This is a genomic window from Bradyrhizobium sp. 956_D2_N1_4 (genome assembly GCF_052076025.1).
Classification (GTDB): Bacteria; Pseudomonadota; Alphaproteobacteria; order Rhizobiales; family Xanthobacteraceae; genus Bradyrhizobium; species Bradyrhizobium barranii.
In genome coordinates, this window is the sequence record NZ_CP197237.1 from 1,845,278 (window position 1) to 1,862,839 (window position 17,562).

Below are 17,562 nucleotides of genomic sequence, written 5' to 3' on the forward strand. Positions count from 1 at the left end.
GGCGGTCTGCGCATCGCAAAGGAGACCGGATGAATCAAGGCAAGCTACCACGTTCGGGGCTTGGGTCCCTCGTCCTGATTGCGGCCGTGGTCGGCGGCGGCGCGGCTGCCTTCGCATACACTGCGGGATGGCTCTCGCCGGGGCGCCTGACGCCGGAACGGATGATCGCTGCGCTGACGCCTCCGAGCGGCCCGCCGCTCGGGCACCGGCGAAATCATGCCAAGGGAATCTGCTTCACTGGGACATTCGAGGCGAATGGAAACGGTGCGGAGCTCTCCCGGGCCAAGGTCTTCGCGCAGGGGCACTATCCGGCCTTGGGCCGTTTCAATCTCGGCACGGCCGATCCGAACGCGGTTGATGCGACCGTGCGCGTCCGCGGCCTGGGATTGCAGATCACGACGGCAGACGGCGAAGAGTGGCGCATGGCGATGATCAACCCGCCGGTCTTTGCGGTTTCCACGCCGCAAGCATTTCACGACCTGCTGATCGCATCCGGAAAGAAGGATCCGGAGGCGATGAAGGCATTCATTCAGGCCAACCCGGAATTCGGCCCCTTCGCGGCCTGGGCCAAGACGGCGCCCTGGACCGGCAGTTATGCGGAGGAGCCCTATAACGGTCTCAACAGCTTCGTCTTCACGGACGCCGGAGGCGGCGACCACACCGTGCGATGGTCGCTGTTGCCCTCGGCGCAACCCATTCCGATCTCGCAGGCCGACCTCGAAAAGCGCGGGCCGGATTATCTCGAGCAGGAGATCACCGAACGGGTCCGGACCGCCGGTCCACTGCGATGGACCATGGTCACGACCGTCGCCGATCCGGGCGACCCGACCGCGGATCCGAGCAAGGCCTGGCCGGAGAACCGTCGCAAAGTGGAGGTCGGAACGCTGATCGTGCAGCGGATCGAGCCGGAGCGCGATGGACCGTGCCGCGACATCAATTTCGATCCGGCGGTCCTGCCACAGGGAATCCGGGTGTCGGACGATCCGTTCCCGGCTGCACGCTCATCGGTCTACCGCAAATCCTACGATCTGCGCGCGGCCGAAGCCAGGGACTATCCGCGAACCGGGACCGCCAAGCCATGACCAGCGCTCCTCATCGTTTTGCCCTGATCCAGCGGGTTCTGCACTGGCTGATGGCGGTCTGCATCCTCGCCATGCTGTTCATTGGCGTCGGCATGGTCTCCACGGTCGCGCCGAAATATCTGCCGCTCATCCTGGTCCACAAGACGATCGGCGTCATCCTGCTGGTCCTCGTGCTGATCAGGCTGGCGTTGCGGCTGCATTACGGTGCGCCGCCATTGCCGGCCGATCTTTCGAGACCTATGAAGTTTGGAGCAAAATTGTCGCATCAGCTCCTGTATGGCCTCATGATCGTCATGCCGTTGCTCGGTCTCGGCATGCTCTGGGCCGCGGCCTATCCGGTCGTCCTGTATGGCGGGATCCGAATTCCCGCGCTGCTGCCGCAGAGCGACCTGATGCACACGCTGCTCTGGAATGCCCACGTCTATCTGGGTTTCGCTTTTTTTGCCCTTGTGCTGCTGCATCTGGCGGCGGGGCTGTTCCACGCATTGATCCGTCGCGATGGCGTATTCGCATCGATGTCGCTTCTGCCGCTGCGGGACAGGGTGACACAAGTGAAATGAACCCGCGGCGCGCCAGCGGGCGCCCCTCGCAGGCGTGCGATCCCAAAAGGATCTTTCGCGCTGGAAAGATTCCTCGCGCACCGCGCGGTTAGATGTTTCCAACCTCCAACACAAGGATGCCGACCATGACCAAAGCAGACCTCCAAAGCCCGACGGATCTCGGAGCGAATGCGAACCGGGACGTTCCAGCCGCGCTGAGAGCGCTGCTCGCCGACGTTTTCGCTCTCTACCTGAAGACCAAGAACTTCCACTGGCACGTGTCGGGCAGCCACTTTCGCGACTACCACCTTATGCTCGACGAGCAGGCCGACCAAATCTTCGCCATGACTGACGACATCGCCGAACGCGCACGCAAGATCGGCGGCACGACGCTACGCTCGATCGGCCACATCGCGCGCGAGCAGCGCATTCTCGACAACGATGCCGACTATGTCGATCCGCAGGACATGCTCGCTGAGCTGCGCAGCGACAACCAGCAGCTAACGCGGGAAATGCGCCGGGTCCACGAGCTCTGCGACGAGTACGGCGATGTCGCCACCGCGAGCGTCCTGGAAAACTGGATCGACGAAACGGAACGGCGCATCTGGTTCCTCTACGAGACCGGCCGAAGCGGCCAGAACCCGTAAGTGCAAAGCACGCCGTTGGGCCGGGAGGCGGGTAAAGGATGAGCAGCCTCTCGGAACTCCTGCCGGATGGCGGCGTCAAGGCGGAGCGCCTGCTGCTGCGTGAGCTCGCGCACCGGATCGACGACGAGCTCGCCTCGGCGATTGATCTGGTGGCGCAGGCGGCCGATCGTTGCGACGGCATCGAAGCGAGGGCGACCCTCGCTTCCGTGCAGGACCGGCTGGAAGGTCATGCACAACTTCACCACGCGCTGCAAATGCCGCAGTTCACCACCACCGTCGATCTGGCGGCCTATCTTCAGCAATTGTGCCGGTCGATCAGCCGCTCGAGCCTCGAAGACAAGGGTATTGCGCTCTCGCTGCTGCTGCATCCGCTGCAGATGAGTTCCGAGCGCTGCTGGCTGCTGGGGATGATCGTCTTCGAACTGATCACCGGTGCGGTGCGCCACGTGTCCCACTGCGGAGCAGGCGCCATTCGTCTCGAAGTATGGCTCACGGCGACGTCGGTTGCGTGCAGCATCATGGACAACGGCTCGTCCGACGAAAGTCGGTACCGGGAAGAGGACCGCTCCATCGTCGAGACGCTTGCGGCGCGTCTGCACGGGACCATCGACGTCCGCGGCGGCTCCGACGGGTTCAGGACCGTCGTGACCATCCCGCGCTAGTCGCGATCCTCGCGCAACGGTCCGTATCGTGCGGATCAAATAATATCGCTGCGTCCTCGAAAGATGAGTTGGGACAGATCTCGATACGCTTGCCCTATTCATGATCTGCGGATCGTCGTGCGAACAAGGGTCAAGCCATGACGGACATGTCGAACTCGAAGGCCTCGCTCGGATGGGCCATCCACGCCATCACCGGAAAATGGGGCTGGTTCGTTGCGCTGGGTGTCGGCGAACTGATCCTCGGCGGTGTTGCATCTGCCAATCTGATGGCGGCGAACCTCGCGTCCGTACTGGTCATCGGCGCCACCATGGCGGTCGCTGGCATTTTCCAGATCGTGCAAGCGTTTTCAGTGCGCGGCTTGCGAGGATTCCTGCTTTGGCTACTGGCCGGGATCGTCTATGCGGCCGCCGGGGCCATCATACTCTACGATCCGATCCTGGCTTCGTTCACGCTGTCTCTCGCAGTGTGCGCCTTCCTGGTCGTAGCCGGGGTGATAAGGATCTGGGCCGGTTTCCATATCCGGCCGGCCGCGGGCTGGCGTTGGATCGTGGCTGCGGGCGTCCTGACCTTCTGCGTCGGTGTCATGCTGGTTGCGGCTTGGCCCGCCATCGGTTTGTGGCTGCTTGGTGTGATGCTGGTCGTCGACCTGATCTTCCAGGGATGGGGATTCATCGCATTCGGGATCGCGCTCAAGAGCCGCGCGTCGCGCCATTCGCCCCAGCCGGCGACGGTATGAGTCATGGCGAAAGGCTCGACATTCACGCGGCATTGGGAGATTGCCTGGCGCGGCGATCAGACGAAGTCGACCTCGCGGCTGGTTGCCGAGGAGACCGCGATCGCGCTCACCTATAACGGTTCGACCCAGGCGGTGATGATGGGCACGCCGGGAGATCTGGAGGATTTCGGTATCGGCTTCAGCCTCACCGAGGCCATCGTCGAACGTGCGAGCGAGATCAGCAGCATCGAGCTGATCCCGAACGATCTCGGCGTCGAGGTTCGGATGTGGCTCGATGGTGACCGCGCGGCATCCCTGGCTGCACGGCGCCGAACCATCAGCGGCCCCGTTGGCTGCGGGCTATGCGGCATCGAGAGCCTCGAACAGGCTCGCCGCGCGCCGGCGCGGGTGAAGGGCCGGGGCATCGTTTTCCACGCGCGCGACTTGCTGGGCGCCATGCAGGCCCTTTCTCCGCACCAAATCCTGAATCAGCAAACGCGGGCCGTCCACGCGGCGGCCTTCTGGCATCCGCGGGCCGGCGTCGGCCTGGTCAGAGAGGACGTCGGCCGGCACAATGCGCTCGACAAGCTCGCCGGTGCGATCGTACGCGAGGGGAGATCGGCGTGCGATGGCGCCGTGCTGCTGACCAGCCGGGTTTCGGTCGAGATGGTGCAGAAAGCGGCGATGCTCGGCGCACCGGTCATCGTGGCCGTATCCGCACCCACCGCACTCGCGATCAAGACCGCGGATGAAGCGGGGATCACGCTGCTCGCGATCGCGCGCGATGACGGATACGGCGTATTCACGCACCCGCGTCGCGTTCTGCTGCCGGATCAGGCCGCAACGCACGCCGGCTGCTGACCTCGCGGGGCGGCGCACATGGCGATGCAAGCCGTATCTCCGGAACCGGTCGCCGAGACCGGAAGCGTCGTCCATGCTGCGGAGCGATCGGTTCTCGTGGCGTCTCTTCTGAGCATGACGGGCGGCTTTCTCGACGCCTTTACATGGCTCTCACTCGGCGGCGTGTTTGCAAGCTCGCAAACCGGCAATGTCATCTTCCTCGGCATCGACGCCATGTCCGGGCAATGGCGGCAGGCAACCCATCATCTTCTTCCCCTTGCCGCCTTTCTGCTCGGCGCATCGCTGGCAATCCGCCTCAAGGCACCGCTGCTCTGCCTCGCCGGAGAGATCGTCTGCCTGGTCGCAGTGATGCTGTTGTTTCATCGGATTCCGGACATGATCACGATCCTCGGAATCTCCTTCGGCGCCGCGCTGCAGTCGGCCAGCTTCAGGCAGGTCGAGCGCTGGAAATATCTCACCGTCACCGTCACCGGCAACATGCTCCGTGCCCTCGATCAATCAGTTGCGTCCGATCGCGATGCGGCGCGCGGCACCGCAGTCATGCTTCTGGTCTGCCTGATGTTCCTGTCGGGGGCCGCCATCGGGGCCTGCGTGACGAAATGGCTGCACGCCTGGAGCCTTGTCCTGCCGATCGCATCGTCGGTGAGCGTTCTTTGGCTCTGCCGGCCACAGCTGCGAAGCTGAACCGTCGATCTACGTCCCATGATTTTGCTCGTTGACGGTGCGGAGCGCGCACCATGCCATTCGGCAAAAGGACGTTCATTCACGGAAGCATGCGCGTCATGCGGTGCATACACTTTCTAGCAGCGCCGAGATGGCCTTTCGACGTCAACTGCCAAGAGGCACGGATGAACAACCTTCGCAAAGAGACGGACAGCCTGGGTGAAGTGGACGTTGCCGCGGATAAGCTCTGGGGGGCGCAGACGCAGCGTTCGCTCGAGCATTTCAGCATCGGCAAGGACCTGATGCCGCGCGAAATGATCCAGTCCTACGCGATCCTGAAGAAGGCGGCCGCGGACGCCAATTGCGCCGGCGGCCGTCTCGACGGCAAGGTCCACAAGCTGATCGCGCATGTCTGCGACGAGATCCTCTCCGGCCAGCATCAGGACATGTTTCCGCTTCACGTCTGGATGACGGGCAGCGGAACGCAGTTCAACATGAACGTGAACGAGGTGATTTCGAACCGATCCTGCCAGCTTGCGGGCACGCCGCTCGGGAGCAAGCACCCGGTTCATCCGAACGATCACGTCAATATGTCGCAATCGTCAAACGACAGCTTTCCCTCGGCCATGTACATCGCAGCCGCGATGAACGTGACCGGGCGGCTCGTTCCGGCGGTCGAGGCGTTGCACGACGCAATCGCGGCAAAATCGAGCCAGTGGGACGACGTCGTGAAGATCGGCCGGACCCACATGCAGGACGCGACCCCCCTGACGCTCGGGCAGGAATGGTCCGGCTACGCCGGCATGCTCGCCGACGATCTGGCCCGCATCGACGACGCGCTCAAGGGCGTCTTCCGGCTCGCCCTGGGCGGCACGGCCGTCGGCACCGGCATCAATGCCGCGCCGGGCTTCGCCGAGGCCGTCGCCGCGGAAATCGCGCGGCTGACGGGGCTGCCCTTCGTCAGCGCACCGAACAAGTTTGCCGTCCAAGGTGCGCATGACGCGCTGGTGCAGCTATCCGGCACGCTCCGCACGCTCGCGGGGTCGCTCTACAAGATCGCGAACGACATCCGTCTGATGTCCTGCGGCCCGCGCGCGGGCTTCGCCGAATTGCTGATCCCCGAGAACGAGCCGGGTTCGTCGATCATGCCGGGCAAGGTCAACCCGACGCAGGCCGAAGCACTGACGATGATCGCCGTGCAGGTGATGGCGAACGACGTCGCCGTCGGGTTCGGCGGAGCCGGCGGCTATCTGGAAATGAACGTCTACAAGCCGCTGATCATCCACAACATCGCGCAGTCCGTTACCATCCTGACCGATGGTTGCACCAATTTCCGCACCTTCCTCGTCGAGGGCACCGAGCCGAACCACAGGAAGATCAAGGAGTATGTCGAGAGATCGCTGATGCTCGTGACTGCGCTGGCGCCCGTGATCGGCTACGACAAGGCGTCGCACATCGCGCACTATGCGATGGACAACGATCTCACGCTGAAGTCGGCGGCGCTCAAGCTCGGTTTCGTGACCGAGCCGGAGTTCGACCGCATCGTGGATCCCGCCAAGATGGTCAAGCCCTATGTGGCGGAGATCAAGGTGCCGCTCGCAATCGGCGCGAAGGCCGGCTGAAGGGACGGCGGCAATGATCCGGTGCGTCAGACTCTGGACGGGTGCGGATGGCAAGTCGCACTTCGAGGATGGCGTCGTCGAGCTCGCGCGCGGGGCGAGGGGCAATGCGCTCAGCGCAAAGCTTCGGATCGATGCCGCTTCGTTCCACGAAACGGATGCAGATCCGAAACTCGGCTGGCATCCCGACGCGGCGCGCCAACTCGTCATGTCCCTGAGCGGGACGCTACGGTTCGAAACGGCGGATGGAAGCTTCACGCTGCGCCCGGGCGATGTCCTGTTCACGGAAGATACCGGTGGGACGGGCCACAATTGGACCATGACGGACGAGGCGCCGTGGCGGCGCCTCTACACGGTTCTCGAGCCGGACGCCGAGGTGCCGTTCCGGTCCGAACGACGCCGCGCAGGCGGCGCAACCACAATGCAAGGAGAGACACGATGATCCGCTGTGTGCGCCTATGGACCGGAGAGGACAACAACTCGCATTTCGAGGAAGGCTTCCTCGAAATGGAGCCGGGACAGCGCGGCGACTTCCTGACCGGAAAGATCGATGCCGCCAGCGTCTCCTTTCAGGAAACGGAATCGGGCGGAGCTTTCGCCTGGCACACCGCGCCGATCCGGCAGCTGGTGATCACGCTCAGCGGAACGCTCGATTTCCTGACGCGTGACGGCCACCACTTCCTGCTCCACCCCGGCAACATCCTGCTGGCGGAGGACACCGCCGGCTCGGGGCATAGCTGGAGATTGACCGACGATTCATCCTGGCGCCGTGCCTACGTGATCCTGCGCCCGGGAGCGGACGTGCCGTTCCGCGCCAAGGTGCGGCAATCGGTGCGGGCCTGATCGAGCCATCCAAAGCAGCAACACCCGACGAAGGAAATAGCCATGTCAGCAGCTTCCGACCGCGAAACTGATGTCGTCCTCATTGGCGCCGGCATCATGAGCGCGACCCTCGGCGTCTTTCTCAAGGAGCTCGAGCCCTCTCTGTCGATCCAGATGTGCGAGATTCTCGGGGATTGCGCGCAGGAAAGCTCCGACTCCTGGAACAATGCCGGTACCGGCCACGCGGCGAACTGCGAGATGAACTATACGCCGCAGCGGCCCGACGGCAGCATCGACATCTCCAAGGCGCTCCAGGTCAATGTCGAGTTCGATCTGTCCCGGCAGTTCTGGTCCTACCTGATCGGTCGCGGAGCGATCGCGGATCCGCAAGCGTTCATCCATCCGGTGCCGCATATGAGCTTCGTGCACGGCGCGGAGAACGTCGAATTTCTCCGGAAACGGTTCAAGGCGATGTCGGCCCATCATTGCTATGAGGGGATGGAGCATACCGAGGATTCCAAGAAGATTGCCGAATGGGCGCCGCTGGTGATGGACGGACGGAGTGGCGACGAGCCGGTTGCCGCAACACGGATCATCACCGGCACCGACGTCGATTACGGCTCGTTGACGCATCTGCTGGTCAAGCATCTGGTCAGCCAGCCGGGCTGTGCGGTCCACTACAACAGCTGCGTCACCGGTCTTGACCGGGAGCAGGGCGGCCGGTGGCGCGTCGAAGTGCGGGACACCGCGAGCGGCGAGACGCGATCGGTGCGCGCAAAATTCGTCTTCATCGGTGCCGGCGGCGGTGCGCTGCCATTGCTGGAGAAATCCGGTATCCCGGAGGGGCGCGGCTATGGTGGTTTCCCGGTCAGCGGGATCTGGCTGCGCTGCGATGATCCCGAGATCAACAAGCGTCACCATGCCAAGGTCTACGGCAAGGCCGCGGTCGGCTCCCCGCCGATGTCGGTGCCGCATCTCGATACACGGGTGATCGGCGGCCAGCACTCGTTGTTGTTCGGTCCCTATGCCGGCTTCTCGAGCAAATTCCTCAAGCACGGCTCGCTGCTGGATCTCTTCGAGTCCATTCGTCCCGCCAACGTCAAGCCGCTGCTTTCGGTGGCGCGCGACAATTTCGATCTCACCGAATACCTGGTCGGGCAGGTGCTGCAATCCGAGGGCCACCGGCTCGCGGCGCTCGACGAATATTTCCCGAAGGCCGACCCGAAGGACTGGAGATTGCAGGTCGCGGGCCAGCGGGTCCAGATCATCAAGCCCAATGTCAAGCGTGGTGGGTTGCTCGAGTTCGGGACCGAGCTCGTCGGCGCGGACGATCATTCGCTGGTGGCCCTGCTCGGTGCTTCACCGGGGGCGTCCACCGCCGCGTTCATCGCCATCAGCGTGCTCGAGAAGTGCTTCGCCGGCGAGCTGACGGCAAGCGCCTGGCTGCCCAAGCTGAAGCAGATCATCCCGTCCTATGGCGTGTCGCTGATCGACGATGCGGATTTCTGCCGCCAGATTCGTGCAGCGACCGCTGCGGTCCTCAAGGTCGACAACATTCCGCAGCCGGCCGCACGCGCGCCGGCGGCCGCGAAGCGGGCGTGAACCAACGGAGAATGTTCGATGGACCCGACGGCGCTCCTTCTGTCGCGGCTGCAATTCGCCTTCACCATCTCGTTCCACATCATCTTCCCGGCGTTCACGATCGGGCTTGCCGCCTGGCTCACCGTGCTCGAAGCGATGCACCAGTACAGTGGCAAGCCCGTCTACCGGACCCTGTTCGCGTTCTGGCTGAAGATCTTCGGCGTGGCGTTCGGCATGGGCGTCGTATCGGGCGTGGTGATGGCGTTTCAGTTTGGAACGAACTGGAGCGTGCTCTCGAAGATGTCGGGCCCGATCCAGGGCCCGCTGCTCTCCTACGAGACCTTCACCGCCTTCATGCTGGAAGCGGCCTTTTTCGGCATCCTCATCTTCGGTCGCCCCCGGGTGCCGCCCTGGTTCTACCTGTTCTCGACGGCGATGGTCGCGCTCGGGACGACGCTTTCGGCGTTCTGGATCATGGTCAACAACAGCTGGATGCAGGTGCCGACCGGCTACGTCCTGCAGAACGACCAGTTCGTGCCTGATGACTGGACGCAGATCATCTTCAATCGCGTGGTCTGGGTCCGGTTTCCGCATATGCTGCTCGCGTCCTACCTGACCGGCGCGTTCTGCGTGGCGGCAACCGGCGCGTGGTATCTGCTGCGGCGGACCTATCGCCCCGAGGCCCATGTCATGCTGCGGATGGGCCTTGCGCTTGCGGCGGTGCTGCTGCCAGTCCAGCTCTTCATCGGGCATCTCGTCGGCGACTATGTCCACGATTACCAGCCGGCCAAGTTCGCCGCGATCGAGGCGCGCTGGCATGACGAGCAGCCGGCCTCCGAGGTGCTGATCGCGATCCCGGATTCGAGCACCGAATCGAACAAATATGCGATATCGATTCCGGTGCTCGGGAGCATCATCGGCAGCATGAGCCTGACGTCGAAAGAGGTCGGCCTCACCAGCTTCGCGCCGCAGGACCGGCCGCCGGTGTTGATCCCGTTCTTTGCCTTCCGCATCATGGTCGGCTGCGGCTTCGTGATGCTGGGATTGGCCTGGCTCGGGACCTGGCTCGGCCTCAAGCATCGGCTCGATCGGAACCGCCTCTTGCTGTGGGGCATCTTCCTCAGCTTCCCGCTGCCGTGGGTCGCGATTCTCACCGGCTGGTACACCGCGGAAGTGGGGCGCCAGCCATGGACGGTCTATGGCGTGTTGCGGACTGCAGACGCCGTGACGCCGTTCCTGACCGCGTCGGCTGCGATGACTTCCTTGATCCTGTTCGTCGCGGTCTACGCCTTCATCTTCTCATTCGGGACGTATTACATCTATAAGCTGCTGCGTGCCGGCCCGGCGGGACTCGGCGGCAGGCCGCTCCACGTTCCCGTGCCCAATCGGCCGATGTCGCTCGCCGATCAGGTGCCCTCCGCACGCAGCTATCTCGGGGCGGGAGAATAGCCATGGTGATGTACTGGGTTGCCCTTCTTGCCATCAGCATCCTGATCTATCTCCTCCTCGACGGGTTCGATCTTGGCGTCGGCATGCTGTTCAGCGTGGCCGGCGGCGAGTCGCAGCGGGATGCCATGCTGAGCACGGTCGCTCCGGTCTGGGACGGCAATGAAACTTGGCTGATCGTCACGGGCGTGATCATGTGGGGCTCGTTCCCGGTGGTCTACGCCATGGTGATGTCGGCCTTCTATATCCCCGTTCTCGTAATGCTGCTCGGATTGATCCTGCGCGGCGTGGCGTTCGAGTTTCGCGGCAAGGCGCTCAGTTCGCGCTGGGTCTGGGACGTCAGCTTCGTCGTGGGCTCGTTTGCCGCCAGCTTCATGCAGGGCGCGATGGTCGGCGCTCTCGTCGAAGGGCTCCAGTTCTCCAACGGCGATTATACCGGCGGAACGCTCGGCTGGCTGACCGCCTTTTCCGCGCTGTGCGGGATCGGGCTCTGCTTCGGCTATTCGCTGCTCGGCGCCTGCTGGCTGGTGAGGAAGTGCGACGGTCCCGTTCGGGATGTCGCACGGCGCCAGATCCCGCCGCTGGCGATCGGCGTCCTGGTCTTCCTGGTCATCGTCTTTGCGTATGCACTTGTCGAACATCTTCCGATTCTGCAGCGCTGGACCGACCGGCCCTATCTGTTCGTGTTTCCCGTGATCGGCGCCGGTGCGGCCGCTGTGCTGGCCAAGAGCATCCTGCGCCATGACGACTATTGGCCGTTCCATATGGTCGCCCTGATCTTCGTCGCGGCTTTCGCCACGCTCGCCCTGTCGTTCTGGCCCTACATGATCCCGTTCGTCGTCACGATCGACGAGGCCGCGGCGCCTCATGCAAGTCTCGCATTCATGTTCTGGGGCGCCGGCCTGTTCGTATTCCCGCTGATGCTGCTCTATGTGGCGATCGGCTATCGCGTCTTCCGCGGCAAGTCGGCCCCTGCTGCCGATCACTACTGACGGCTGCACGCTCGAAGTTGCCGTGAGCTGCCACGGATAAAAGAAAGGCGCCGGTTTCGGCGCCTTTCTCGTTCAGAACTCTTGCGAGGCTGGTTCAGGATTTGGGCATGACGCCGGGGCTGTTGTCCGGCCATTGGGCGATCAGCTTCTCGTCGATGTTGAAGTGCTGGGCGACCAGCTTGGGTGGCGTGTGCGTCAGCCAGTAGGAGAGCGACACCTCCTCGTAGCGAGGGGCTCGAAACACGCCGACGAACTGCAGCTCGGTGTCGCCGACGTTCTCGACATAGTGGCCGAGATTGCGCCGGACATAGCCGATGTCGCCGGCCGCGAAGTCCGTCGTGAACGCATTGGGGCCGGTGTCGAACACCGTCATTCGCGCCTTGCCCTTGATGTAGTACTGCCACTCGTCGGCATTCGGATGCCAGTGCATCTCCCTGACAGCGCCCGGCGGCATCGACACCAGCGCCGCAGCGACGGTGGTGGCAACCTTGAAGGTCGTGCTGTCGGCGACGCGGATGCTGCCGGCGGAGCTCTCCTTGACCGGGGCCGAGCCGCCGAGCGAGTGGACGAAGGGGTAGGGCGGCGCTTCGGCGTGCTTCGCAACGGCTGCGCGATCGGCGGCGAGATCGCCGGGCACGGTCCCCTGGAAGATCCAGCGGTTGTGCAGCGGGATCTTTGCGAACGCATCGGCCGGAACACCGAAGTTCTTCGCCAGCACCTCGGGCGGCGTGTGGGCGAACCAGTCGGTCACCAGCAGCGTGTTGAATTCATTGGCGTGGCCGTCGTCGAAACAGATCACGAACTCGCAACCATCGGGGCCCAAGCCCTGCAGCGAATGCGGCGCGCCCGGCGGAAAATACCAGAGGTCGCCGACTTTGAGGTCGCCGACATAGGGACGCCCCTGCGTGTCGAGCACGGTGACGCGGCAGGAGCCGTAGGTCAGGATCGCCCATTCGGCAGCCTGGTGCCAATGCAGCTCGCGGATTCCGCCGGCAGCCAGCCGCATATTGACGCCGGAGATCTCTTTCGAGATGGCGAAATCCTCGACCGTGACCTGACGGGCCCAGCCGCCATTCTGGATGCGCCTCGGCGCATTGTTGAACGAGGCCCAATCCATCGGCAGGCCGCCGACGTCCGTCGGGGGCGGGGTTTGGGCTGAGGGGAAGTGCTTGGCAAGGTCTGGATCTTGAGGACCGGGATCGGACAGGCTTCCCGGGCTCTTGGCGTTCACGGCGCCTTGCGGCGGCTCGTCCGGATTGCCGAAAGTTGCGGCCTGCGCGCTGGAGCCGACCATGGCGGCGCCTGCCGCGGACATGGCCAGCAAATCACGTCTTGAGAACATCTTGGCTCGCTCCTGAAAAATGTCGAAAGCCCTCCGTAGCGACGGGGCTCCAACTCACAAACCTAGTTTCCGGTCGCCGTTTCAGCTTCCGTGAACGCGCTCTTTTTGCCGGAATGCACTGGCTGCTGCGCCCGGCTCCGAACATGTGCAATTGCGAAATTCGGCTTCGTTTTGAAAAGACGGCTCTGCCCGCACGATCCTTAACTGGCCCGGAGAATTGCCATATCGCGAGATATCGAGATGACAACGAAATCGGTTCGTCCCTACCGTGAACCCGCCGGCGGCTGGGGCGCACTCAAGGCGCTCAGCGAGGCGCTTCTGGTGCAGCGGGCGCCGCTGAAGGGTGCAGCGACGCTCAGCAGGATGAATCAGCCGGAGGGCTTTGATTGCCCCGGCTGCGCCTGGCCCGATCCGAAGCACACCTCGTCATTCGAATTCTGCGAGAACGGCGGCAAGGCGGTCGCCTGGGAGACGACATCGAAGCGCTGCACGCCCGAATTCTTTGCCGAGCACACCGTCACGGAGCTCGCGAGCTGGAACGATTACGATCTCGAAATGGTCGGTCGGCTCGCCCATCCGATGGCCTATGACGCCGCATCCGATCGCTATCTCCCGGTGCAGTGGAGCGATGCGTTCGCCATGATCGGCCGCGAGCTGAATGCGCTGCCGGATCCGAACATGGCGGAGTTCTATACGTCCGGGCGAACCTCGAACGAAGCCGCCTTCCTCTATCAGCTGTTCGTGCGCGAGTACGGCACCAACAACTTTCCCGACTGCTCGAACATGTGCCACGAGGCGACCAGCGTCGGCCTGCCGGAATCGCTCGGCGTCGGCAAGGGCACCGTGCTGCTGGAGGATTTCGACAAGGCCGATTGCATCTTCATCTTCGGCCAGAATCCGGGCACCAACAGCCCGCGGATGATGACCAGCCTGCGCAACGCGGCCCGCCGAGGGGCCTCGATCATCTCGTTCAATCCGTTCCGCGAGCGCGCGCTGGAGCGCTTCCAGGCGCCGCAGAGCCCGGTTGAGATGATCACGCTGTCGTCGACGACGATCAGCTCGAAGCTTTTCCAGGTGCGTGTCGGTGGCGACGTCGCCGTCCTCAAGGGGATCATGAAGATCCTCGTCGAAACGGACGAGGCCGCCCGTGCGGCCGAGCAGCCGGAGATCCTGGACTGGGATTTCATTCGCGGGCACACCGCCGGCATCGAAGCGCTGATCGGCGATCTCAAGCGAACGCAATGGCCCGACATCGAACGCCAGTCCGGCCTGACGCGCGAGGACCTGGAATATGCCGCCGGCGCCTATATGAAGGCGGAGCGCGCCATCCTTGTCTACGGCATGGGCATTACCCAGCACCAGCGTGGTGCGCACAACGTGCAGCAGATCGCCAATCTTGCGCTCTTGCGCGGCAATGTGGGACGCGACGGCGCCGGCGTTTGTCCGGTTCGCGGTCATTCCAACGTGCAGGGCGACCGAACCGTGGGGATCACGGAGATCCCCAAGGCGGATTTCCTCGAGCGCCTCGAGCACCGCTTCGGCTTCAAGCCGCCGAGCGCGCCGGGACACAACGTCGTGACGGCATTGGAGGCAATGATCCGCGGCGAGGTGAAGGTCTTTTTCGCGATGGGCGGCAACTTTGCCGCGGCCATACCCGACTGGCAGGCGACGCAGGCCGCGCTGCGCAAGCTCGATCTGACCGTCCACGTCTCCACGAAGCTCAACCGCAGCCATCTGATCCATGGCCGCGCTGCCCTGATCCTGCCGTGCCTCGGGCGAACCGAGATCGACATTCAGGATTCGGGGCCGCAGTCGATCACGGTCGAGGATTCGATGTCGATGGTCCACGCCTCGGGCGGTCGCAACAAGCCGGCATCGGAGCATCTTCTCAGCGAGGTCGCGATCATCGCAGGCCTCGCCAAGGCGACGCTCGGCGAGCGCACGGTGGTCGATTGGGACGGCTTTGTGGGCGACTACGATCGCATCCGGGATGCGATCGAGGCCGTCTTCCCTATCTTCGAGAGCTACAATGCCCGTATCCGCATTCCCGGCGGCTTCCATCTGACCTCGACCGCGCGGGAGCGCATCTGGGCAACGCCGTCCGGCAAGGCCAATTTCCTGGTGTTTGAGGGGTGTGGCGAGGACCCGCCGCAGGCCGATCCGGATTTCCTGTGGCTCAGCACGATACGCAGCCACGACCAGTACAACACGACGCTCTACTCGCTGTCGGACCGCTATCGCGGCGTCTTCGGCCAGCGCGACGTGGTCTTCCTCAACGAATATGAACTGAAGAAGCGCGGGCTCGCGGACGGCGATCGCGTCGACCTGATCACGGAGTCGACCGATGGCGCCGAGCGGATCGTGCGCAACTTCCGCGTGGTTGCGTATTCGTTTCCGACCGGCTGCTGTGCCGCGTACTATCCGGAGACCAATCCGCTGGTGCCGCTCTATGCCCGTGATCCCCTCAGCTTCACGCCGTCATTCAAGGGCATCCCGATCCGCCTGGTGCGCTCGACCGCCCCGGCGCAATAGAGCGGGCGGGGTCAGGCGTCGGCGTCCCGACCGGATGGCGGCGATGACGCCGGCGTCGCGATCGGCAGCGTAAACCAGAACCGGGCGCCGCGATCGGCGCCAAGGCCTTCGGCTTCGGTGCTAAGGCCTTCGGCGTCGATGCGGCCGCCATGCGCTTCGACGATGGACCGGCAGATCGGCAGTCCCATGCCCATGCCGGACTCCTTGGTCGTGAAAAAGCTTTCGAACACCCGGCCGGCATGTTCGGCGGAGATGCCGGGACCGTTGTCCTCCACGGAGCAGCACAGGGTCGTCACGTCCTGCGCGGCGGTGGTGATGACGATCTTGCCATGGTCGCGTCCCGCCTGCGCCATCGCTTGCACGGCGTTGATGGCCAGATTGACGATCACCTGCTGGAGCTGGGTGCGGTCGCCGAGCACGAGTGCAGCTTCCGCGTCGGGCCGGTGCAGGATCGTTACGCCGCGGGATTCCATCTCGTGGCGCAGGAACAGAAGCGCCTCGCGAATGACATCGTCAAGCGACAGAACGGCGCGCTCCGGCGCCTTGCGCGAAGCCATCCCGTGAACACGCGCCACGATGTCCGCGGCCCGCCTCGTATCCGTGGCCATATTTTCGATTGTACTGCGGACCTCGGCCATGTCGGGAATCGGCCTGTTCAACCAGCGCAGACCGGCAGCGGCGTTGGTCGCGATGGCGGCCAAAGGCTGGTTGACTTCGTGCGCGATGGAGGCGGTGAGCTCGCCGAGCATCGAGACGCGTGCCGCATGCGCGAACTCCGCCTGCACCTGCCGAAGCCTCTCCTGGGCGCGGACGCGTTGCGAGATGTCGATCGTGGCGACCAGGCTTATTTCGAGATCATTGATTGGGCCGACGCGGGCCGTTGTGAAGAGAACGTCGACGACGCGGCCGTCCCACGTCACCATCTTGGTTTCTTCCTCGAAGTTCGTTTCACCGCGAAAGCGGGACTCCATGGCCCGCCGAAACGTATCCGGGCGTGCCTTCCAGGTGTCGGACATGGAACGCCCGACATAGCCGTCGACGCCTCCTCCGAACATCTGGATGGCCCGTTCGTTGGCTTCCTGAAACGAGAGCGCGTCCATGCAGGTCCGGAGAAAGTCGGGATGGCTGTCGAAATAGCTGCCGAGGTCCTTGATGCCCTCGGCCCGCAGTTTTCGGAACAACACCACCAGTCTGCTGGCGTCGAGCTGACGGAGGGCGATCGGCATGCGGCCGAACAGGTGGCGGTAGCGCTGCTCGCTCCGCTCCAGCTCGGTGTGGTCCTTCTTCTGGGCGGTGATATCCATGACCGCGCCGATGAACCGAAATTGTCCGCGATCTTCTGACGTTCCACGGGCGACCACGCGAATGTGCCTGATCGAGCCATTGTTCAGGATCAGCCGATGTTCCAGGGAAAAGTCGTTCCTGTCGTTCGCGGCGCGATCGAGCGCCTCGCGTACGGCATTGAGATCGTCGGGATGCGTACGCTTCAGGATGGTGTCGAGCGACGGCGGCAAGGTCGGCTCGAGATCGAAGATCCTGAACGTCTCTTCGGACCAGAACAGCTCGCCGCTGGCGACGTTCCAGACAAAGCTGCCGGTGTGGCTGAGCTTCTGGGCCTCGGCGAGATAGGCGACCTGACGCCGCCGCAAGACGTCCTCTCGCTCGAGCCGGTGCTGCCGCCTGACCAAGCCGGCGATCGCAAGCAACGACAACACGAGAATGACGGCCAGCAGGGCGAGGGCGCTGGTGGTGAGGTCGATCCCGAGCAGGAAGCAAGTGAATGACAACACGCCGAGCGCGACGCCTCCCAGGACCCAAAGGGCGGGATGGGCGTAGCGCGAATGGTCGGGCCACGATGCGCGACAGACCATCCCCGTGTGACGGACCGTCGCGGGTTCCTTGCCTTCGTGAGCGAGTCCGGACTGGGCCAGCAGATTGAAGAGGTCCAAGAGATACTCGCCGGGCATGAGACCAATTCCCGAGCCCGGATGTCCGGACGCGGGATGCAAGCGATGTACCGCAGCGTGGAAAACCGGTCTTTTGCTTTTTCGCGGACCC

General features: G+C 63.9%; 16 protein-coding genes. 14 read left to right on the forward strand and 2 right to left on the reverse strand.

The genetic code is table 11. From position 1 onward, the window contains the following. Positions 1–29 precede the first annotated feature (29 nt). The 13 genes from AB7535_RS08250 (at position 30) to cydB (ending at position 11,630) form a co-directional block, all read left to right on the forward strand. A complete protein-coding gene (locus AB7535_RS08250; RefSeq protein ID WP_085401765.1) occupies positions 30–1,082 on the forward strand; it encodes a catalase family peroxidase in 1,053 nt (350 codons plus the stop codon). Further along, positions 1,079–1,642 carry a cytochrome b gene (locus tag AB7535_RS08255; RefSeq protein WP_085401764.1) on the forward strand — a complete coding sequence of 188 codons (564 nt, stop codon included), beginning with the start codon at positions 1,079–1,081 and terminating at the stop codon, positions 1,640–1,642. The genes AB7535_RS08250 and AB7535_RS08255 overlap by 4 nt, the downstream gene beginning before the upstream one ends. Positions 1,643–1,767: 125 nt before the next feature. Next, positions 1,768–2,268, forward strand: coding sequence for a Dps family protein (locus AB7535_RS08260; protein ID WP_063986515.1), 501 nt, complete (start codon positions 1,768–1,770; stop codon positions 2,266–2,268). A gap of 38 nt (positions 2,269–2,306) precedes the next feature. After that, positions 2,307–2,930: a histidine kinase dimerization/phosphoacceptor domain -containing protein gene (locus tag AB7535_RS08265; RefSeq protein ID WP_085401763.1), complete on the forward strand. Its 624-nt coding sequence runs from the start codon at positions 2,307–2,309 to the stop codon at positions 2,928–2,930. Positions 2,931–3,067: 137 nt separating this feature from the next. Continuing rightward, positions 3,068–3,667, forward strand: a complete 600-nt coding sequence (locus tag AB7535_RS08270; RefSeq protein ID WP_085401762.1) for an HdeD family acid-resistance protein — start codon at positions 3,068–3,070, stop codon at positions 3,665–3,667. 3 nt (positions 3,668–3,670) lie between these two features. Further along, positions 3,671–4,507: a formate dehydrogenase accessory sulfurtransferase FdhD gene (fdhD, locus tag AB7535_RS08275; RefSeq protein ID WP_439037266.1), complete on the forward strand. Its 837-nt coding sequence runs from the start codon at positions 3,671–3,673 to the stop codon at positions 4,505–4,507. An 18-nt stretch (positions 4,508–4,525) separates the two neighbouring features. Next, on the forward strand, positions 4,526–5,191 hold the full coding sequence (locus AB7535_RS08280) for a YoaK family protein (RefSeq protein ID WP_085401760.1): 666 nt from the start codon (positions 4,526–4,528) through the stop codon (positions 5,189–5,191). A 164-nt stretch (positions 5,192–5,355) separates the two neighbouring features. Next, positions 5,356–6,792: a class II fumarate hydratase gene (gene fumC / locus AB7535_RS08285; RefSeq protein ID WP_085401759.1), complete on the forward strand. Its 1,437-nt coding sequence runs from the start codon at positions 5,356–5,358 to the stop codon at positions 6,790–6,792. A 13-nt stretch (positions 6,793–6,805) separates the two neighbouring features. Further along, the gene (locus tag AB7535_RS08290) at positions 6,806–7,231 is read left to right on the forward strand and encodes a hypothetical protein (RefSeq protein ID WP_085401758.1); all 426 of its coding nucleotides are present in this window, start codon (positions 6,806–6,808) and stop codon (positions 7,229–7,231) included. Then, complete coding sequence (locus AB7535_RS08295) at positions 7,228–7,632, forward strand: hypothetical protein (protein ID WP_085401757.1); 405 nt, start codon at positions 7,228–7,230, stop codon at positions 7,630–7,632. Before AB7535_RS08290 ends, AB7535_RS08295 begins: the two co-directional genes overlap by 4 nt. Before the next feature lie 42 nt (positions 7,633–7,674). Next, on the forward strand, positions 7,675–9,213 hold the full coding sequence (gene mqo, locus AB7535_RS08300) for a malate dehydrogenase (quinone) (RefSeq protein WP_085401756.1): 1,539 nt from the start codon (positions 7,675–7,677) through the stop codon (positions 9,211–9,213). An 18-nt stretch (positions 9,214–9,231) separates the two neighbouring features. Beyond that, the gene (locus AB7535_RS08305; RefSeq protein WP_085401755.1) at positions 9,232–10,641 is read left to right on the forward strand and encodes a cytochrome ubiquinol oxidase subunit I; all 1,410 of its coding nucleotides are present in this window, start codon (positions 9,232–9,234) and stop codon (positions 10,639–10,641) included. A 2-nt stretch (positions 10,642–10,643) separates the two neighbouring features. Beyond that, positions 10,644–11,630 carry a cytochrome d ubiquinol oxidase subunit II gene (gene cydB, locus AB7535_RS08310; protein WP_085401754.1) on the forward strand — a complete coding sequence of 329 codons (987 nt, stop codon included), beginning with the start codon at positions 10,644–10,646 and terminating at the stop codon, positions 11,628–11,630. Positions 11,631–11,724: 94 nt separating this feature from the next. Here cydB and AB7535_RS08315 read toward each other — a convergent pair whose 3' ends face one another. Then, on the reverse strand, positions 11,725–12,972 hold the full coding sequence (locus AB7535_RS08315; protein ID WP_085401753.1) for an oxalate decarboxylase family bicupin: 1,248 nt from the start codon (positions 12,970–12,972) through the stop codon (positions 11,725–11,727). 240 nt (positions 12,973–13,212) lie between these two features. Between AB7535_RS08315 and AB7535_RS08320 the strand changes: the two genes are divergently transcribed. Beyond that, the gene (locus AB7535_RS08320; protein WP_085401752.1) at positions 13,213–15,504 is read left to right on the forward strand and encodes an FdhF/YdeP family oxidoreductase; all 2,292 of its coding nucleotides are present in this window, start codon (positions 13,213–13,215) and stop codon (positions 15,502–15,504) included. 11 nt (positions 15,505–15,515) lie between these two features. Here AB7535_RS08320 and AB7535_RS08325 read toward each other — a convergent pair whose 3' ends face one another. Then, complete coding sequence (locus AB7535_RS08325; protein WP_245344106.1) at positions 15,516–17,471, reverse strand: PAS domain-containing sensor histidine kinase; 1,956 nt, start codon at positions 17,469–17,471, stop codon at positions 15,516–15,518. Between the last annotated feature and the right edge of the window lie 91 nt (positions 17,472–17,562).

Excerpts from the sequence above, each read along its gene's own strand:
- fumC (WP_085401759.1), top strand. The coding sequence starts at position 5,356 with ATGAACAACCTTCGCAAAGAGACGGACAGCCTGGGTGAAGTGGACGTT.
- AB7535_RS08320 (WP_085401752.1), top strand. The coding sequence starts at position 13,213 with ATGACAACGAAATCGGTTCGTCCCTACCGTGAACCCGCCGGCGGCTGG.
- AB7535_RS08260 (WP_063986515.1), top strand. The coding sequence starts at position 1,768 with ATGACCAAAGCAGACCTCCAAAGCCCGACGGATCTCGGAGCGAATGCG.
- AB7535_RS08325 (WP_245344106.1), bottom strand. The coding sequence starts at position 17,471 with ATGCCCGGCGAGTATCTCTTGGACCTCTTCAATCTGCTGGCCCAGTCC.
- AB7535_RS08295 (WP_085401757.1), top strand. The coding sequence starts at position 7,228 with ATGATCCGCTGTGTGCGCCTATGGACCGGAGAGGACAACAACTCGCAT.
- AB7535_RS08250 (WP_085401765.1), top strand. The coding sequence starts at position 30 with ATGAATCAAGGCAAGCTACCACGTTCGGGGCTTGGGTCCCTCGTCCTG.
- cydB (WP_085401754.1), top strand. The coding sequence starts at position 10,644 with ATGGTGATGTACTGGGTTGCCCTTCTTGCCATCAGCATCCTGATCTAT.
- AB7535_RS08290 (WP_085401758.1), top strand. The coding sequence starts at position 6,806 with ATGATCCGGTGCGTCAGACTCTGGACGGGTGCGGATGGCAAGTCGCAC.
- AB7535_RS08265 (WP_085401763.1), top strand. The coding sequence starts at position 2,307 with ATGAGCAGCCTCTCGGAACTCCTGCCGGATGGCGGCGTCAAGGCGGAG.
- mqo (WP_085401756.1), top strand. The coding sequence starts at position 7,675 with ATGTCAGCAGCTTCCGACCGCGAAACTGATGTCGTCCTCATTGGCGCC.
- fdhD (WP_439037266.1), top strand. The coding sequence starts at position 3,671 with ATGGCGAAAGGCTCGACATTCACGCGGCATTGGGAGATTGCCTGGCGC.
- AB7535_RS08255 (WP_085401764.1), top strand. The coding sequence starts at position 1,079 with ATGACCAGCGCTCCTCATCGTTTTGCCCTGATCCAGCGGGTTCTGCAC.
- AB7535_RS08315 (WP_085401753.1), bottom strand. The coding sequence starts at position 12,972 with ATGTTCTCAAGACGTGATTTGCTGGCCATGTCCGCGGCAGGCGCCGCC.
- AB7535_RS08270 (WP_085401762.1), top strand. The coding sequence starts at position 3,068 with ATGACGGACATGTCGAACTCGAAGGCCTCGCTCGGATGGGCCATCCAC.
- AB7535_RS08305 (WP_085401755.1), top strand. The coding sequence starts at position 9,232 with ATGGACCCGACGGCGCTCCTTCTGTCGCGGCTGCAATTCGCCTTCACC.
- AB7535_RS08280 (WP_085401760.1), top strand. The coding sequence starts at position 4,526 with ATGGCGATGCAAGCCGTATCTCCGGAACCGGTCGCCGAGACCGGAAGC.